Genomic DNA, 14,931 nt, shown 5'->3' with positions numbered 1-14,931 from the left:
GGTGAAAGTCCAAGTGGCGGGCTCACACCACGGCTCCGTTGAGCGGGTCCTACAGGACCCGAGCTCAGGAACGCGTTCGATTCAGGTAGTTGTACACCGTGAACCGGGTGACGCCGAGCGCTTCGGCGACAGTCTCCGCGGATTTGCGGTAGCTGAACGCGCCGCGCTCTTCCAGCAAACGCACAGCACGCTGCTTGTCGGCGCGCTTGAGTTCGGTCAGGGAGCTGCCCAGCTCCGCCGCCACATCCTCGAGCAGCCGGGCCAGACCGCCCTCGCTCGCGGGCTCCGCCTCCGCGGGCCCGCCGATGCGCACACCGGCCAGCGTCGCGCCCTCCCACACCAGCGGAATGTCCTCGGGGCCACAGTCGTCGGGCGGCACCAGCCTGCCGTTCACCCGCTGCAGCAGCGGTGTGATCGTCACCAGCACCGGATGGGAGGCGTCCAGTCGCAGATCAGTCATCGGCGTCTCGTTCCACCTGCAAGGTCACCCTGGTCGCGCCGTGCGCGAAACCGGTGGCGAGCACTTCACGCAGCAAATCCAGCAGCTTCTCGCTGGGCCCGGACACCGAGGTGCCCAGCGGGCCGAAATCGCAATCGAGACCGGCGGCTTCGAGCACGGCCAAGGTCTCGGCGGCGTGCGGCGGCGGATCGCCTTCGCCATGGAACGGCTCGGTGGTGAATTCAGCACGCAGCCACATGGGCACAGGTTACCCGCGCTTCCGGCTCGGACGGACAGGGACGAACGCACAGCGCCTCGCGGCACAGCCCCCCGGAGGGAGCCGTGCCGCGAGGCCGCGTGCGGAGGTGGGACCTACCCGAGCAGCAGCTCGATGGCGTTGATGCCGAAGTAGGCCAGGAAGACCGCGCTGACCGCGTACAGCAGCCAGTGCACCTCGCTGAACTTGCCGCGGGCCGCCTTGATCACCACGTAGGCGATCAGGCCCGCGCCGACACCGTTGGTGATCGAGTAGGTGAACGGCATGAGCGCGATGGTCAGGAAGGCGGGGACCGCGACTTCCAGGTCGTTCCAGTCGATCTTGCGCGCCTGGGTCATCATCAGCGCGCCCACCAGCACCAGCGCCGGGGCGGCGGCCTGGATCGGCACCACCGCGGCGATCGGGGTGAAGAAGATCGCGGCGATGAACAGGCCGCCGGTCACCACGCTGGTCAGGCCGGTACGGGCGCCCTCACCGACACCCGTCGCCGACTCGACGTAGACCGTCGCGCCCGCGCCGCCGGCGGCGCCGCCGATCACCTGGCCGACACCGTCGACCGTCAGCACCTTGCCCAAGCCGGGCATGGTGCCCTTCTCATCGAGCAGTTCGGCCTCGTCGCAGACGCCGAAGATGGTGCCCATCGCGTCGAAGAAGCCGGTCAGCACCAGGGTGAACAGCACGATCGAGGCGGTCAGCGCGCCGGCGGAGGCGAAGCCGCCGATCAGGTCGACATCGAACATCAGGCCGAAATCGGGTGCGGCGAAGAGCTTTTCGGGCGTCTCCGGCACCACGGGGCCCCACGACTTGGGATCGATCGTGGCGTTGGCGTTGATGACCACCGCGAGCACGGTGGCGATCGCGATGCTGATCAGCATGGCGCCGGGCACCTTGCGGATGAACAGCGCCAGCATGACCAGCAGGCCGACCGCGAAAACCACCACGGGCCAGCCACTGAGGTGACCGCCGGAACCCAGCGTGACCGGCGGGCCGGTGGCCTCGCCGTGGCCCACCACACCCGCCGAGACCAGGCCGATCAGCGCGATGAACATGCCGATGCCGACGCCGATGGCGTTCTTCAAGGCCACCGGAATCGCGTTGATGATCATGGTGCGCAGGCCGGTGGCGGCCATGATCACGATGACCACGCCCATCAGGATGACCAGACCCATGGCCTGCGGCCAGGTCATGTGCGGAGCCGCCTGGAAGGCGACCACCGGGACCAGACCGAGCCCGGCCGCCAGCGCCAGCGGCACGTTGCCGACCAGACCCATGAGCACGGTGCTCAGCCCGGCCGAGAAGGCGGTCGCCGTGGTCAGCTGGGCGATCGAGAGCTTGTCACCGTTGATGTCGGTGACGCCGCCGAGAATCAGCGGCACCAGCAGGATGACGTAGGCCATCGCCACGAACGTGGTGATACCACCGCGAACCTCGCGCGAGAGCGAGGATTTCCGCTCGCTGATGCGGAAAAACCGGTCATACCAGGCTTTTCCGGGCGCCGCCGGCTCTTCGGCGACGGGCTTGGTCTCTATCTGGGTCATTGGGCTTGCCCTCCTCAGGGCGTGGCCGACCTGCGTTCCGGTTGATGTTCCGTCGCGCCGGCGGTTATGCGGTTGTGGGACACCGCCGCCTCGTTGCGAAAGATGCGGCGTCCCCGTTGATCAACAGCTCCGGAACGTGCGTTCCGGTGGTTCCGGCACCCGGATGAGGTGCACGGAGATCTCCCGCGGGCGGCGCGCGTCACGGCGGACGGCGACGCCCGCGGGAGTGGCGGAGCGCATGGGTGGCACTCCGGCGCCACGCAACCCGGATGGGGTACGCGGCTGGGAATCGTCCCGAATCTCCGGCCGCTGTGGCGGCGTGGCGAGACGCGGGATCGGACTGTGGTTCTCGCGGCGCTCGCCGATGACCCCCTCAATCAGGACATCGGCGTACTCCGGGAGCACCGCGGAGGAAGCGACTGTCATCGGGTTCCCTCCTGCAGCAAGCGTTTACGGGCATCGGCGCCGGCGCGGCCGGTCGCGTCGTGGGCGACGGTGCGCAATTCGTTGTTCTCGACCACGGTGTGCCCGCCGACCAGCAGCCGGGCCAGCGGCGGCGTGGGGCCGAAGACCAGGGTGCAGACCGGGTCCTCGATGGCCGAGCGGAAGCCGTCGACGCGCCAGACGGCGATATCGGCGAGCTTGCCCACCTCGAGCGAGCCGATCTCGTTCTGCCGCCCCAGGTTTCGCGCGCCGCCGAGCGTGCCGATCTCCAGGGCCTGGCGGGCGGTGAACGCCTTCGGGCCGCGCACCGCCCGCTGGAACAGCAGCGCCTGGCGCATCTCCCCGGCCAGCGAGGTCAATTCGCTCGAGGCCGCGCCGTCCACGCCGAGGCCCACGGGCGCGCCCGCGGCCATCAGTTCGGTGACGCGGGCGATGCCCGCGCCCAAGCGGGCGTTGGAGGTCGGGCAGTGCGCGGAACCGGTGCCGGTCTCGGCGAAGCGGCGGATATCGGCGTCGTGCAGGTGCACCGCGTGCGCGAACCACACGTCGTCGCCGAGCCAGCCCAGCTTCGCCATGTATTCGACCGGGGTGCAACCCATCTGCTCGAGGCAGTGCTGCTCCTCGTCCAGCGTCTCGGCCAGGTGGGTGTGCAGCCGCACGCCCTTGTCCCGGGCGAGCGCGGCCGACTCGGTCATCAGCTCGGCGGTCACCGAGAACGGCGAGCACGGCGCGACGGCGACCCGCAGCATCGAGTCGAAGGACGGATCATGGTACTTGTCGATGACTTCGGCAGTGTGGGAAAGGATTTCGTCGCGGGTCTCCACCACCGAGTCCGGCGGCAGGCCGCCGTCGGACTGCCCGCGATCCATCGAACCGCGGCACGGCTGGAATCGGATGCCGATCTCCCGCGCGGCGCGGATCTCCGCGTCGAAGAGATCGCCCCGGTCCTTGGGGAAGATGTAGTGGTGGTCGGTGCTGGTGGTGCAGCCGCTCAGCGCCAGCCAGCCCAGGCCCGCCGAGGCCGCCCCGTAGACCACCTCGGCGTCCATCCGCGCCCACAGCTGGTAGAGGCCCGTCAGCCATTCGAACAGCGTCGCGTCCTGGAACAGGCCCTGGCTCGCCCACTGGTAGAGGTGGTGGTGGGTGTTGACCAGGCCCGGGGTGACGAGGCAGCCGGCGCCGTTGATGCGTTCCGCGCCCTCGACTTTCGGCGCCGGCCCAGCACCCAGCGCGGTGATCCGGCCGTTCTCGGCGACCAGATATCCCGAGGGGATCTCGGGCCCGGCGACCGGGGCGATGTACGCGTTCTCGATGACAGTTTTCATTCGACTGCTGCCTTTGCGATGGTTTCCGGAATGCGCATCAGGCGGCCATCCGCCCGCAGACAGCATCGATCACCGCATAGCTGACCGGTAGCGCGGGGTGGTCATCCCCGGTTCGGCGGTTTTTGTCGAACTCGAACTCGGCGGTTTTCTCGGCTCCGTCCGGGGCAGTCCCGGGACAGGGGCGAACAGCCTCGAGCACCAGCGCCTCGGCCCGGCACGCGGGTCGCGGTAAATCCATGTCCGTAAGTACAGCTGGCCGGAAAGTGAACAGGTAGGAACAAGAAATCTGAACTGTGGCCCAGTTCACACCCCGAGGTTTGTACGTATCTCCAAATGCGGTGGGCACCCGCCCCACTGTTAGCGTAGAAAACTGTGCGATTACGTTCCCTGCTCACCATGACGGCCCTCGGTCTCGAGCTCCTCACCGGGGAGGAAGACCTGGACCGATTCGTGCGCTGGGTGGTAACCACCGACCTCCTGGACCCGAGCCGCTACCTGTCCGGCGGCGAACTCGTGCTGTCCGGTCTGCAATGGCGCGACGACCCGTCCGACAGCGAGACCTTCGTCGGCGCACTCGCCCGAGCCGGGGTCGCGGGCCTGGCCGCCGGTGACGCGCGTTACGGCGAGATCCCCCAGGACATCGTCGAGGCCTGCCGCCGGCATCGCATCCCGCTGTTCTCGGTACCCGAGAACATCGCCTTCGCGACCGTCACCGAGCAGATCACCCGCAACCTCTCCACCGGCCGCGCGGCCGACCTGAGCGCGGTGCTGGACCGGCACCGGCAGCTGGTCGCGGGCAGCGGGCTCGGTTCGGTGCTGGACCTGATCGAGCGCGACCTCGGCATGAGCTGCTGGGTGATGTCCTCGACCGGGCGCGTGGTCGCCGGGTCGAGCGCGCCGCCGGCCGACGTCACCGCGGCCTTCCTCAACGCCCGCCGGCTGCCCCTGGTGGTGCGCGAGGACGAGGCCCCGTTCTCGGTGTTCGCGGTCGACGAGCACAGCACCTCGCGGGTCGCGGACTGGTTCCTGGTCTTCCAGGGCGACTACTCCGAGTGGTCCGAGGAACGCCGCGCGCTGCCCGGCGAACTGGCTGCCGTGGTGTCGCTGGAACGCGCGCGCCTGGACGACCGGCAGAGCGCCGAGGGCCGCCTCGCCCAGGAACTCATCGAGCTGATCGTCTCCGACGCCAAGCCGGCCGAGATCATCTCGCGCCTGGAACTGACCGGGCTCGGCCCCGGCGAGACCTACATCGCGGTCGCCGCGGCGGCCGAGGGCGACACTCTGCGGCCCGGTGAATTACGTGTCCTGTTGCGCGAAATCCTTTACGGCAGGCGGCCCGCCGCCGGCGTGGTGGACGGCGAGGCCATCGCGCTGATCCCGGCGCGCGCCTCGATCCTGGACGAAATCCAGCTGGCGATCGCCGAATTGGCGCCCGGACTGGGCGCCGGCCGGCTCTTCGTCGGCGTCAGCGGCGTGGTCGACGGCGAAGGCCTGCGCGGCGCGGTCGAGGAGGCTCGCTATGCCCGGCGCATGGCCGCGCGCGGCGATCAGCCCGCGGGCGTGGTGGGCCACGATCAGCTCGCCACCCACATGCTGCTGCTGGCCAGCGTCCCCGACGAGGTGCGACGGATGTTCCGCACCCGGCTGCTGGACCCGCTGAGCAGCTACGACCAGGACAACCGCGCCGACCTGGTGCACACCCTGGAGACCTTCCTGCAATCCTCGGGCTCCTGGACCAAGTCCGCGGAGTTGCTGCACGTGCACGTCAACACGCTGCGCTACCGCATCCAGCGGATCGAGGAGCTCACCGAACGCGACCTGTCCCGGCTCGAGGACCGCGTCGACTTCTTCCTGGCGCTGGCGCTGCGCTGAGGACCGCGGCGGCGCAGAGGGCGATCAGGGCGAACGCCTGGGTGGTCTTCGGGCCGAGGGTGCCGACTGTCGCCCAGGTCGACGTGACGCCCGCCAGGGTGCCGAGGATCAAGATGAGCGCGGCGGGCCTGCACTGAATGCGGCGTCCGGCCAGGCCGCCACGACGTTCGGCCGGAGCGCGGACTCGAGCTGCTGCGGGGTCCCGCCCGGCTCGGGCGCTGCCCGTGGGGTCGTCCCGCACCGTGGGCAGTAGGTCCGCAAAGGCACCGACCAGGAGAAATGCCAGCAGCACATCGCCCGGGCGATGCCAGCCCGCCACCACCAGCTGCACCCCGATCAGTGTGGCCCAGCCCGCCACCACCACCGCGATCCACGGGCGCAGAAGTGCGGGGGCGACCTTGACCAAGACCACGGCGACGGCGACGGCGGCCGTCGCGTGTCCGCTGGGGGCGGCGTTCGCGGCGGCCCACTGCGCGGCCCCGTCCAGCTGCGGCCGGTCGAGCACGACCGTGCGCAGCAGCCTGGCCAGCAGAATCATCGACGGCGGGAACGCCAGATAAAGCATTGTCCGCCAACGCAATCCACACACGACACCGAGCAGCCCGATCAGGGTGGCAGTCCCGATCCACATCGCGGGACTGGAAACCCACGGTATCCGCGCCCATGCGGGCACCGGCAGTACCGACAGCCGCGACCGCGCGGCCAGGAACACCTGCTGATCCCATTCCTGCCCGGCCGTGGTCCAGGCCGTCACCCCGTAGACGAGCGCGGCCGCCGCGAAGAACCCGACCGCCAACAACGTCGGCACGCGGGTCCGTCGCGAAGCCCGCACACCGGATTCGTCGCGGGGCCGAGGCGGCAGACGTCGGAGTGGTTCCGTCGGAGCGTGGGTCAGCAGTCGCCGGGGACGCCGCGGCGGTCTGGTCACGGACACAGGGTGCGCACCTGGTTCGCGGAGTCCCGGGCCAGGACGCACCCGCCGTCGACCGTGCCCAGCCCGGGGACGGTGTAGGGCGCGGTACCGAAGTTGGCGACCACGACGAGGCGGTCGCCGAAGCCCGTGCGCTGCACCAGTTTGTCCTCGGTCAGCCAGCCGAAGTCGGTGAGCGCCGTGGTGCCCGCGGCGTCCTGGAGGAAGCGGAAGTACTGCTGCGCGCGGGCCATCGACGGGCCCCACTCGGCCAGGGTGTCGAGGTTGACGTTGTAGTTGAGCGGCGCGTTGTAGAGCATCGCGGCCAGGGTGCGCCGCTTCGCCAGGGCCGGAAACTTGTTCAGCCCCAGTTCCCAGCGGTCCGTGCTGACCACCGCGTCGTGAAACACCGCCTGGTACATCGGAATCCGGTATCCGAAGTCGAACATCCGGTCGGCGAGCGACGCGGGGAGTTCGACCGGCTGCAAGAAGTTCGCGGGTCCGTTCGCGCCGTACCACGCGCCCCAGCGCTGCTTGTCGCGCTGTAGTGCCCAGAGTCCGTCGGCGATCGGGGTCGAGGAGCCGTGGCTGAACGCGACGGCCGAATTCGCCCAGGCCCCCACGGTTTCGGAGCCGACGACGAATCGGGGCAGCAGGGCGCGCAGCCGCGCCAGGCGGTGCTCGCGGTCGTCCTGCTCGGTCATCGGATGCCGGGGCGAGTAGTCGCGGAAGGTCTCGCCGGTGGCGTCGACGTCGACGAAGTAGCTGTTCACGCCGTCCGCGCTCATCTGCTGTTCGCGCTGGGCCAGCAGGTCCGGGCGCTGGGCCAGCGCGGCGGAGCTCAGGTAGCAGCCGCGACCACCGAAACCGGTCTCGGGCTTGCCGTTCGCGTCGAGCACGCAGCCCTCCGGCCACAGGGGTGCGGGCCATCGTGACGTGGGCGCGTCGATCGCGCCGGCCGGGTCCTGCACGTTGGAGAAGGTGTCGTACGGGCCGATCAGGTATCCGGCCCGCTTCGCGGCCTCGATCGCGTCCGCGCCGATCCGCGGGTCGCCCGAGTCGTAGCCGAGCCAGAGCCGGTCCAGGCCCGCCTCCCGCAATGCCCGCACGCCGCGCGCGCTCCGGGCGTCACCCCACAGGTAGACGTGGAACGCGCCGAGCAGCTTCGCCACCTCGGGGTTCTGCCGGATCTTGGCGTCGAGCGAGCTGAGCCCGCCGTGGCCGGCCAGCCAGCGCCGGTAGTCCAGCGCGCTGTCGATCGGGCCGCCGCGGGTGGGGTCGAGTACGACGGTGTAGGTGCCGGTCGCGGCGGCCGGGTCGAAGTCGTGGCGCACCGTGAGGCCGAGCCGCCGGTCGCGGTCGGTGAAGGTGACGGTGCTGCCCAGGTCGGTCGGGATGATGTAGCTCGCGCCGGTGCCCGGGTGTGCGCCGGTGAAGCCGAGGCCGGGGAAGGTCAGGTCCTGGAGGCGGCGGCCGGCGGGGTCGACGACGCCGGAATCGGGATCGGTCCAGAGCGGGTCGCCGACGGGGATGTTCAGCCCGTCGCCCTCGGGCACCTGGATCGCCTGGGCCTCTGCCGGGACGACCGGCCAGGTCAGCGTGGCCGGCGTGGTGGCGGTGAGGTCGAGGGCGAGCCGGTCGCCGTCGGCGCGGGCCGAGACCTCGAGGCCCGCGCCGGGCAGTGACCAGCGCACCCGGTCTCCGTCCCTGGTGAGCGCGCCCGGCGTGCCCAGCGCTTCGGCCGCCCCCTCGGACAGCGGTCCTGCGTCCGAGTCGACGCGCAGCGTGGCCGGGTCCACCTCGATGGTGTGCTCGGCGGTAACCAATCGGGGCTTCCCGTCGACGAGCTGCACTGTCGCGGGGGCGGTCCGGTCGCTCCGCAGCAGTCCGCAGCCCGACGCGGCGAGAGCCGTCGCACCGCAGAGCAACATCACCGCATACCGTGTTGGTCGTGTTCGCACTGTTTTCCTAGGCACCCGGGCGAAGGTAGAGAGCGACGATGAGCGATTTATTAGAGGCGCCGCGCGTCCTGGTCGTCGACGACGACCCGAACGTCCGCGACGCCCTTGGTGACGCGCTGTCGGCGCTCGACCGCTACCAGGTGGAACGGGCCGCCGACGGCCTGGCCGCCTGGCGGATCCTCGAGGACGGGCCGGTCGACGCCATCGTCCTGGATCTCTCCATGCCGCGCCTGGACGGCTCCGCGCTCTGCCGCCGCCTGCGCGCCGCCGGCGACGCCACCCCGATCCTCATCCTGACCGCCCACGACACCACCGCCGACCGCATCCAGGGCCTGGACGCCGGCGCCGACGACTACCTCGGCAAGCCCTACGACCTCGGCGAACTCCGCGCCCGCGTCCGCGCCCTGCTGCGCCGCGCGCAGCACCGCGCACCCGCGGACAGCGCGGACGTCGAGCTCGGCCCCCTGCTGCTGCACGCGCACTCGCGCCAGGCCACCCGCGCGGGGGCCGTCGTCGCCCAGTTCACCATGACCGAATTCGCCGTGCTGGACCTGCTCGCCCGCAACACCGGCCTGGTGCTGTCCCGCGACACCATCGCCGAACGCGTCTGGGGCGGCGCCCTCCCCCAGACCAGCAACGCCATCGACGTCTACATCCGCTACCTCCGCCGCAAGCTCGACGCCGCGGGCTGCCCGGGCGTGATCCACACCGTGCGGGGCATCGGCTACCAGGTTCGGACATCGTAATGCGCTCATCACCAAGGCATTTCGCCTCGCGTCGCGTTCCGGCGGGCGCGGCCGGTTGCGCGCCGACAGCATCCGGTGGCATGCGCCTGCGCCGCTTGTCCTTACGTCAGCGAGTGGCGGTGCTGGCCGCCGCTGCCGCCACGCTGCTGGCGACCGGGATGGCGGTGGGGGCGTTTCTGCTGTTCCAGCGCGAGGTCCATCGGCAGGTCGATCAGACGCTCGTGCAGGCGGCGACGTCGACGGTCCGGGCGGAGCAGCACGATACCTGGGTGCCGGAGCAGGCGGGCACGTGTCAGTGGCTGACCTCGCCGCCGTGCAGCCGATTCGTCTCCGGCACAAATGATTCCGGCGACGGGCTGGCCGTCACTGCGGGCGAGGCCGCGATCGCCCGCGACGGCGGCCGGATGTTCGAGGATCGCGACTACCGCGGCCACCCGGTGCGCGTACTCACCGCCGCGACCGGAGACGGTCGCGCCGTGCAGGTCTGGACCCGCACCGACGGCATGGCCGCGAGCATCCGCACCTACGCCCGGATGCTCGCGCTCGGCGTGCTCGCCGCCGTCGTACTGGCCTGTACCGCCGGATATCTGGTGACCCGCTTCGGCCTGCGCCCGCTCGGCGCGGTCGCCGGCGTCGCACGCCGGGTGGCGCGCACCGCCGACCCCGGCGAACGGCTGCCGGTGCGCGGCGAGGACGAACTCGCGGATCTGGCAACGAGTTTCAACGAGATGCTCGCCGCGCTGGCCGCCGCGCAGGCCGCGCAGCGGCAGCTGATCGCCGACGCCTCGCACGAGCTCCGCACACCGCTCACCGCGCTGCGCTCCGACATCGAATTGCTCGGCGCGCCCGGTCTTTCCGAGTCCGGCGCGCAGCGGGCCCGGGCCCGCGTCCGCTCGGGCATCGACACCCTGACCGAACTCGTCACCAACCTGCTGGATCTGGCGCGGATCGAGGAGGCCGGACGGAATCCACCTCGCGAACCGCTCCCGCTCGACGATCTCGTCGAACAGGCCGCCGCCCGGTACCCGCACGCCGCCCTGGTGCGCGATCTCGCGCCGCTCGACGTCCACGGCAACCGCACCCACCTGCTGAGTCTGCTCACCAACCTGATCGACAACGCCCTGAAATACGGTGCGCCGCCAGTGGTCATCACGATCCGCGACCGGACCCTCTCGGTCGCCGACCACGGACCCGGCGTCTCCGGCGACGACGCCGGCCGGATCTTCGATCGCTTCTACCGCTCCCCCACCGTCTCGGCCGTCCCGGGCTCCGGTCTCGGCCTGGCCATCGTGGCGCGCGTCGCGCACACGCACGGCATCACGGTGACCACGCGGCGGACCGAACCGACGGGCCTCACCGTCGACCTGCGCTTCCCCGCGACCGGGTAGAACTCCCGCGCTCCGTTCGCGAGGCGAAAGAGTGGGTAGTCCCCCTTCGGAAGATGCCGACCTGACCGGTCGGTCGTTTCACCGAAGGGATATCCATGATTTCGACGAAGGCAGCGGCGACAGCCGGGATCGCGGCGGCCGCGGCGGCGGGCCTGTGCGCCACGGCCGCGCCCGCCGCGGCGGTCTACGACGTGCGCGAGTTCCCCACCGTGTACACCCTGGGCCAGGACGGCCTGTGCTTCGGCCGGATCCAATCGGCCATCGGCCCGGAAGGCCAGGGCCTGGCCAGTTTCCAGGTCGACGCCCAGCTCTACGGCGTGGGGTCGTGCTCGGTCCCGCTCACCCTGGACTGGCGCAACCTCGACACCGGCGAGACCGGCACCCGCACCGTCACGGTGCCGGGTCCGGGCTCCTGGAACATCGGGCGCTCGGCCATGTTCCGACCCGGCGGCGTCGGCCAGTTCGTCGCCACCCTGCGCGTCGGGCCTGCTCACCTGCCCGAACCCGGCACGATCACCTTCCGCGTGGACTGATCACCGTGCTCCGGACCACTCTCGGTGGTCCGGAGCGGGGTCGATGTAGTACGTTCGCTTTATATAGATCGAGCCTTCTACATCGCCGAGGAGAACTCCCATGTCCGACGAACTCTTCACCTTCGCAACGGAAATCGTGCGTGCCAGCAAATACGGGTTTCTGACGACCACCGCCGCGGGCGTACCGCACACTCGCCTGGTACAGACCATGCAGGTCGACGCCGACGGCACGATCTGGATCGGAACGAGCCCCGAATCGCGCAAAGCGCGGGAGATCGCCGCGCAACCCGAGGTGTCCTACGCCGTCGAGGACCGGGCCACGCTGGCCTACACCTGCCTGTACGCGACCGCCGAAATCATCGACGACACGGTCGAATCGAACGCCAAGTGGCAGCCGGGCTACGAGGTCTTCTTCCCGGGCGGCCCGGACGGCGGCGACTTCGTGCTGCTGCGGCTGCGCCCGCACGCCGCGGAGGTCATGGACTTTACGCGGCAGATCCACCCTGCCCCTTACGGATTGGTGCCCGCGCGCGCCGAGCGCTGAGGCTCAATCCGCGACAGCGCCCGGCCGCCGCGAGTGCGCGTAGATGCTGACGCCCATCAGCAGCGCCATCAGGACACCCGCCACAGGCACCGGGTGCGGCGTGAAACTCGCGCCCAGCACGAACAGGCCCAGGAGCGGCATGGTCCAGGCGAAGGGAGCGTTCGCGCCGTGCGGCCGGACCATCAGCCACCAGACCACCAGCAGGTAGCAGAACACCGGGATGGTGACGGCCAGGCCCGCCTGGGTCGTGGACAGCTCCGCATGGTGCTCCACCTGGGCGATATTCACCGACAGGCCCGCGCCCACCGCCGCGCCGGCCGCGAAGATCACATAGTGGCCGTAGCCCCATCGGAACGCGACCGCGGCCGAGGTCAGCAGCTCACCGGCGTTGAGCGAGAAGTAGACCCACCACATCGCGAACACGATGAGCAGTCCGCCGCCCGCGATCAGCAGCAGTTCGGTGTTGGTGACGGCGGCGAAGGCGTCGCGAAAGGCATTGGTGGCGGACAGGATCGTCTCGCCGAGCACGATGATGGTCAGCAGCCCGTAGCGTTCGGCGATGTGATGCGGATGCCACGGCATGTGCCAGGCGCGCTCCGCCCACAGCGGCACCAGCAGCTCGGCCGCCGCCATGACCAGGAATCCCCAGGTGCGCAACTGGTCCGGCAGCCCGAAGATGACCACGGCCCAGCCGAGCATGCACGCCGATTCCCCGCCCGCGTAGCGCAGCATGGCGATCCGGCCCTGCGGATGGGCCACCGCCGCCCGTACCTGCTGGGCCACCAGCCCGACCCGCATCACCAGGTAGCCGGCGAACACGATCCCGAAGTCGCCGTCGTCGAAGGCGCGCGGCACGCCGGCGGCCAGCACCAGCACGCCGGTCATCACCAGCAGCGTGGACAACCGGTAGGGCACGTCGTCGGTGTCGAAGGCGGAGGCGAACCAGGTGAAGGTCATCCAGGCCCACCAGATCGCGAAGAACACCAGGAAGTAGCTCAGCACCCCGTGCGCGAAATGCCCCTCGGCCAGCGCGTGCTCGAGCCGGAGCGCGAGTTGCGCGATCGCGACGACGAAGCACAGATCCAGTAGCAACTCGAGCGGCGTCGCCGCCCGGTGCCGCTCCTGTGGACTGCGCGGCACCATCGAATGCCGCCACGTCCACCCGCCGGTCGCCTGCTCGGTCATAGGGGCATCGTAGGGACGCGCCGAAGGTGGCGGCGGTCCGGCGCGCGGGACGGGTCAGAAGGCGCGGGGCTGCGGCCGGGCGACTTCCAGCTGCGCGGCGACGGGCAGGATCGTGGTCTCACCGTTCGCCGGGCCGACCAGCTGCACGGCCAGCGGCAACCCCTCGGTGCCGACGCCGACGGGGATCGAGGCGGCCGGATGCCCGGTGACGTTCCACATCCCGGTGTAGGCGGCCATCGGCATGGACCGCAGCAGCGCCCGCACCGCGCCCGCACCGTCGAGCACGCCCACCCGCGGCGGGCGGATGGCGATCACCGGCGTCAGCAGCAGATCGCACTCGGTGAAGAGCCGGTCGACCTTGCGCGCCAGCGCCTCGCCCCGGCGGATCGCCCGCTCGATCACCGGACGACGGGCCCAGGCGCCGAGGGCGACGGTCTCGCGGGTGCGGCGTTCCAGCCGCGCCGGGTCGTCCACCAGCTCGGCTTCGGCGCGGACGCCCCCGAAGAACTGCGGCAGGAACGCGGGCGTGGGATCGGGGTAGCGCGGGTCGATCTCGAACACGGTGTGCCCCAGACCGGCTAGCAACTCGGCCGTGTCCAGCACCGCCTGGACGTGCTGCGGATCCGGTTTCGACAGCGGCACCGGCGATTTCGTGCTGTACCCGATGCGCAGCGCGGGCGCGGGCTGCGCGGCGGCCGCGGCGAAGGACATGATCGGGTCCGGCGCCTGGAAGCGATCGCGCGGGGTGCTGCCCCGGATCACGTCGTAGACCAGCGCGCTGTCGTGCACGCTGCGCGCCAGCGGCCCGATCACCCCGAGCGCCCACCACAGGTGCTCGTTGGGTGCGGTCGGGACGCGCCCGCGCTGGGACTTCAGCCCGAACAGCCCGCAGCACGCCGCGGGGATCCGGATCGACCCGCCGCCGTCGCCGCCGATCGCGACCGGCACCAGCCCCGCCGCCACGGCCGCTGCCGACCCGCCGCTGGACCCGCCCGTGGAGCGGTCGCGGTCCCACGGATTGCGGGTGACGCCGTGGGTGGTGGACTCGGTGAAGGGCCACTGCCCGAACTCCGGCATGGCGGTCTTGCCGACGATGATCGCACCGGCCGCGCGCAGCCGCCGCACGACTTCGCAGTCCGCGGCGGCGGGCCGATGATTGGCGCGGGTGCCGTAGGTCGTCACCTCGCCCGCCAGATCGAGTTCCTCCTTGATCGCGATCGGCACGCCGTGCAGCGGCCCGAGATCGGCCCCGGCCGCGCGTTCCCGGTCGCGCTCGGCGGCCTCGGTGACCGCCCGCGCCCGCAGCACGGTGCTGAAGGCGTTGAGGTCGGACTCCTCGAGGCCGCGCAGGGTCGCCTCGACCAGTTCGGCGGCCGAGATCTCCCCGCTACCGAGTAGCTCCCGTTGCTCGCGCACTCCCGCGGACACGATTTCACGCATGCTCGACCCGATTCTCCGGTCCGGCCGTCACGACCGGATCACCTGTGTGGCTGTCGAGCCTAGTACCTGCGCCGATACCGCCGAGGCGGCATCACGGTTTCATAACGGCCGCAACGGGGTAACCGGAGGGTATGACGGACTACCGACCTACCCGGATTGCCGGTATGGAACCGGGGACCGCCGCTTTGGCTTCATCGACGTGCCTGGCCTTCTCGGCCGGGATCGCCGCCATCACGCGGTCAACCGGCATCACCCTCGCCGCCTGCGCCAGCTTGGCGATCGGGCTCGCCCTCGTTCTGAACATCCTCCCGCACAAGGCTTAGCGCCGC

15 protein-coding genes are annotated in these 14,931 nt (G+C 70.7%); 6 read left to right on the top strand and 9 right to left on the bottom strand.

Annotated features, from left to right (window positions below; translation table 11 throughout):
• Positions 1-64: 64 nt before the first annotated feature.
• From AB0I43_RS19170 to AB0I43_RS19150, 5 genes are all read right to left on the bottom strand, one after another.
• The gene (locus tag AB0I43_RS19170) at positions 65-460 is read right to left on the bottom strand and encodes a helix-turn-helix domain-containing protein (protein ID WP_356979666.1); all 396 of its coding nucleotides are present in this window, start codon (positions 458-460) and stop codon (positions 65-67) included.
• Positions 453-698: a thiamine-binding protein gene (locus AB0I43_RS19165; protein ID WP_356979667.1), complete on the bottom strand. Its 246-nt coding sequence runs from the start codon at positions 696-698 to the stop codon at positions 453-455. Before AB0I43_RS19165 ends, AB0I43_RS19170 begins: the two co-directional genes overlap by 8 nt.
• Before the next feature lie 113 nt (positions 699-811).
• Positions 812-2,254 carry an NCS2 family permease gene (locus tag AB0I43_RS19160; RefSeq protein WP_357432468.1) on the bottom strand — a complete coding sequence of 481 codons (1,443 nt, stop codon included), beginning with the start codon at positions 2,252-2,254 and terminating at the stop codon, positions 812-814.
• A 120-nt stretch (positions 2,255-2,374) separates the two neighbouring features.
• Positions 2,375-2,680 (bottom strand): hypothetical protein, encoded by a 306-nt coding sequence (locus AB0I43_RS19155; RefSeq protein ID WP_356979669.1) that lies wholly within the window; start codon positions 2,678-2,680, stop codon positions 2,375-2,377.
• Positions 2,677-4,023 (bottom strand): 8-oxoguanine deaminase, encoded by a 1,347-nt coding sequence (locus tag AB0I43_RS19150; RefSeq protein WP_356979670.1) that lies wholly within the window; start codon positions 4,021-4,023, stop codon positions 2,677-2,679. The genes AB0I43_RS19155 and AB0I43_RS19150 overlap by 4 nt, the downstream gene beginning before the upstream one ends.
• 372 nt (positions 4,024-4,395) lie before the next feature.
• Here AB0I43_RS19150 and AB0I43_RS19145 point away from each other — a divergent pair, with 372 nt between their 5' ends.
• On the top strand, positions 4,396-5,895 hold the full coding sequence (locus AB0I43_RS19145; protein WP_356979671.1) for a PucR family transcriptional regulator ligand-binding domain-containing protein: 1,500 nt from the start codon (positions 4,396-4,398) through the stop codon (positions 5,893-5,895).
• Here the strand turns inward: AB0I43_RS19145 and AB0I43_RS19140 are convergent.
• Together AB0I43_RS19140 and AB0I43_RS19135 are read right to left on the bottom strand one after the other, a co-directional pair.
• A complete protein-coding gene (locus AB0I43_RS19140; protein WP_356979672.1) occupies positions 5,828-6,703 on the bottom strand; it encodes a phosphatase PAP2 family protein in 876 nt (291 codons plus the stop codon). The two genes, AB0I43_RS19145 and AB0I43_RS19140, sit on opposite strands and share 68 nt — an antisense overlap.
• A gap of 116 nt (positions 6,704-6,819) precedes the next feature.
• A complete protein-coding gene (locus AB0I43_RS19135; RefSeq protein ID WP_356979674.1) occupies positions 6,820-8,736 on the bottom strand; it encodes a glycoside hydrolase in 1,917 nt (638 codons plus the stop codon).
• 68 nt (positions 8,737-8,804) lie between these two features.
• On the opposite strand from AB0I43_RS19135, the gene AB0I43_RS19130 reads away from it, so the two are divergent.
• From AB0I43_RS19130 to AB0I43_RS19115, 4 genes are all read left to right on the top strand, one after another.
• Positions 8,805-9,512, top strand: a complete 708-nt coding sequence (locus AB0I43_RS19130; RefSeq protein WP_356979675.1) for a response regulator transcription factor — start codon at positions 8,805-8,807, stop codon at positions 9,510-9,512.
• 80 nt (positions 9,513-9,592) lie between these two features.
• Complete coding sequence (locus AB0I43_RS19125) at positions 9,593-10,900, top strand: HAMP domain-containing sensor histidine kinase (protein WP_356979677.1); 1,308 nt, start codon at positions 9,593-9,595, stop codon at positions 10,898-10,900.
• A gap of 95 nt (positions 10,901-10,995) precedes the next feature.
• Positions 10,996-11,433: a hypothetical protein gene (locus AB0I43_RS19120; protein WP_356979679.1), complete on the top strand. Its 438-nt coding sequence runs from the start codon at positions 10,996-10,998 to the stop codon at positions 11,431-11,433.
• Positions 11,434-11,533: 100 nt separating this feature from the next.
• Positions 11,534-11,977 carry a pyridoxamine 5'-phosphate oxidase family protein gene (locus AB0I43_RS19115; RefSeq protein ID WP_356979681.1) on the top strand — a complete coding sequence of 148 codons (444 nt, stop codon included), beginning with the start codon at positions 11,534-11,536 and terminating at the stop codon, positions 11,975-11,977.
• Positions 11,978-11,980: 3 nt separating this feature from the next.
• On the opposite strand, the gene AB0I43_RS19110 is transcribed toward AB0I43_RS19115, so the two are convergent.
• Both AB0I43_RS19110 and AB0I43_RS19105 read right to left on the bottom strand, forming a co-directional pair.
• Complete coding sequence (locus AB0I43_RS19110; protein ID WP_356979682.1) at positions 11,981-13,162, bottom strand: low temperature requirement protein A; 1,182 nt, start codon at positions 13,160-13,162, stop codon at positions 11,981-11,983.
• A 54-nt stretch (positions 13,163-13,216) separates the two neighbouring features.
• Entirely contained in the window at positions 13,217-14,602 is a 1,386-nt protein-coding gene (locus AB0I43_RS19105; protein WP_356979683.1) for an amidase, read from the bottom strand.
• Positions 14,603-14,733: 131 nt separating this feature from the next.
• Between AB0I43_RS19105 and AB0I43_RS19100 the strand changes: the two genes are divergently transcribed.
• Positions 14,734-14,925, top strand: a complete 192-nt coding sequence (locus AB0I43_RS19100; protein ID WP_356979684.1) for a hypothetical protein — start codon at positions 14,734-14,736, stop codon at positions 14,923-14,925.
• Positions 14,926-14,931 lie beyond the last annotated feature (6 nt).

The organism is Nocardia sp. NPDC050435, assembly GCF_040655395.1.
GTDB lineage: Bacteria > Actinomycetota > Actinomycetes > Mycobacteriales > Mycobacteriaceae > Nocardia.
The sequence above is the reverse complement of the archived record's forward strand: the minus strand, read 5'-3'. Positions and strand labels throughout refer to the sequence as shown.

Coding starts and splice junctions, on each gene's coding strand:
- AB0I43_RS19135 (WP_356979674.1), bottom strand. CDS start 8,736: ATGTTGCTCTGCGGTGCGACGGCTCTCGCCGCGTCGGGCTGCGGACTG.
- AB0I43_RS19105 (WP_356979683.1), bottom strand. CDS start 14,602: ATGCGTGAAATCGTGTCCGCGGGAGTGCGCGAGCAACGGGAGCTACTC.
- AB0I43_RS19160 (WP_357432468.1), bottom strand. CDS start 2,254: ATGACCCAGATAGAGACCAAGCCCGTCGCCGAAGAGCCGGCGGCGCCC.
- AB0I43_RS19130 (WP_356979675.1), top strand. CDS start 8,805: ATGAGCGATTTATTAGAGGCGCCGCGCGTCCTGGTCGTCGACGACGAC.
- AB0I43_RS19155 (WP_356979669.1), bottom strand. CDS start 2,680: ATGACAGTCGCTTCCTCCGCGGTGCTCCCGGAGTACGCCGATGTCCTG.
- AB0I43_RS19120 (WP_356979679.1), top strand. CDS start 10,996: ATGATTTCGACGAAGGCAGCGGCGACAGCCGGGATCGCGGCGGCCGCG.
- AB0I43_RS19115 (WP_356979681.1), top strand. CDS start 11,534: ATGTCCGACGAACTCTTCACCTTCGCAACGGAAATCGTGCGTGCCAGC.
- AB0I43_RS19150 (WP_356979670.1), bottom strand. CDS start 4,023: ATGAAAACTGTCATCGAGAACGCGTACATCGCCCCGGTCGCCGGGCCC.
- AB0I43_RS19125 (WP_356979677.1), top strand. CDS start 9,593: ATGCGCCTGCGCCGCTTGTCCTTACGTCAGCGAGTGGCGGTGCTGGCC.
- AB0I43_RS19100 (WP_356979684.1), top strand. CDS start 14,734: ATGACGGACTACCGACCTACCCGGATTGCCGGTATGGAACCGGGGACC.
- AB0I43_RS19110 (WP_356979682.1), bottom strand. CDS start 13,162: ATGACCGAGCAGGCGACCGGCGGGTGGACGTGGCGGCATTCGATGGTG.
- AB0I43_RS19165 (WP_356979667.1), bottom strand. CDS start 698: ATGTGGCTGCGTGCTGAATTCACCACCGAGCCGTTCCATGGCGAAGGC.
- AB0I43_RS19170 (WP_356979666.1), bottom strand. CDS start 460: ATGACTGATCTGCGACTGGACGCCTCCCATCCGGTGCTGGTGACGATC.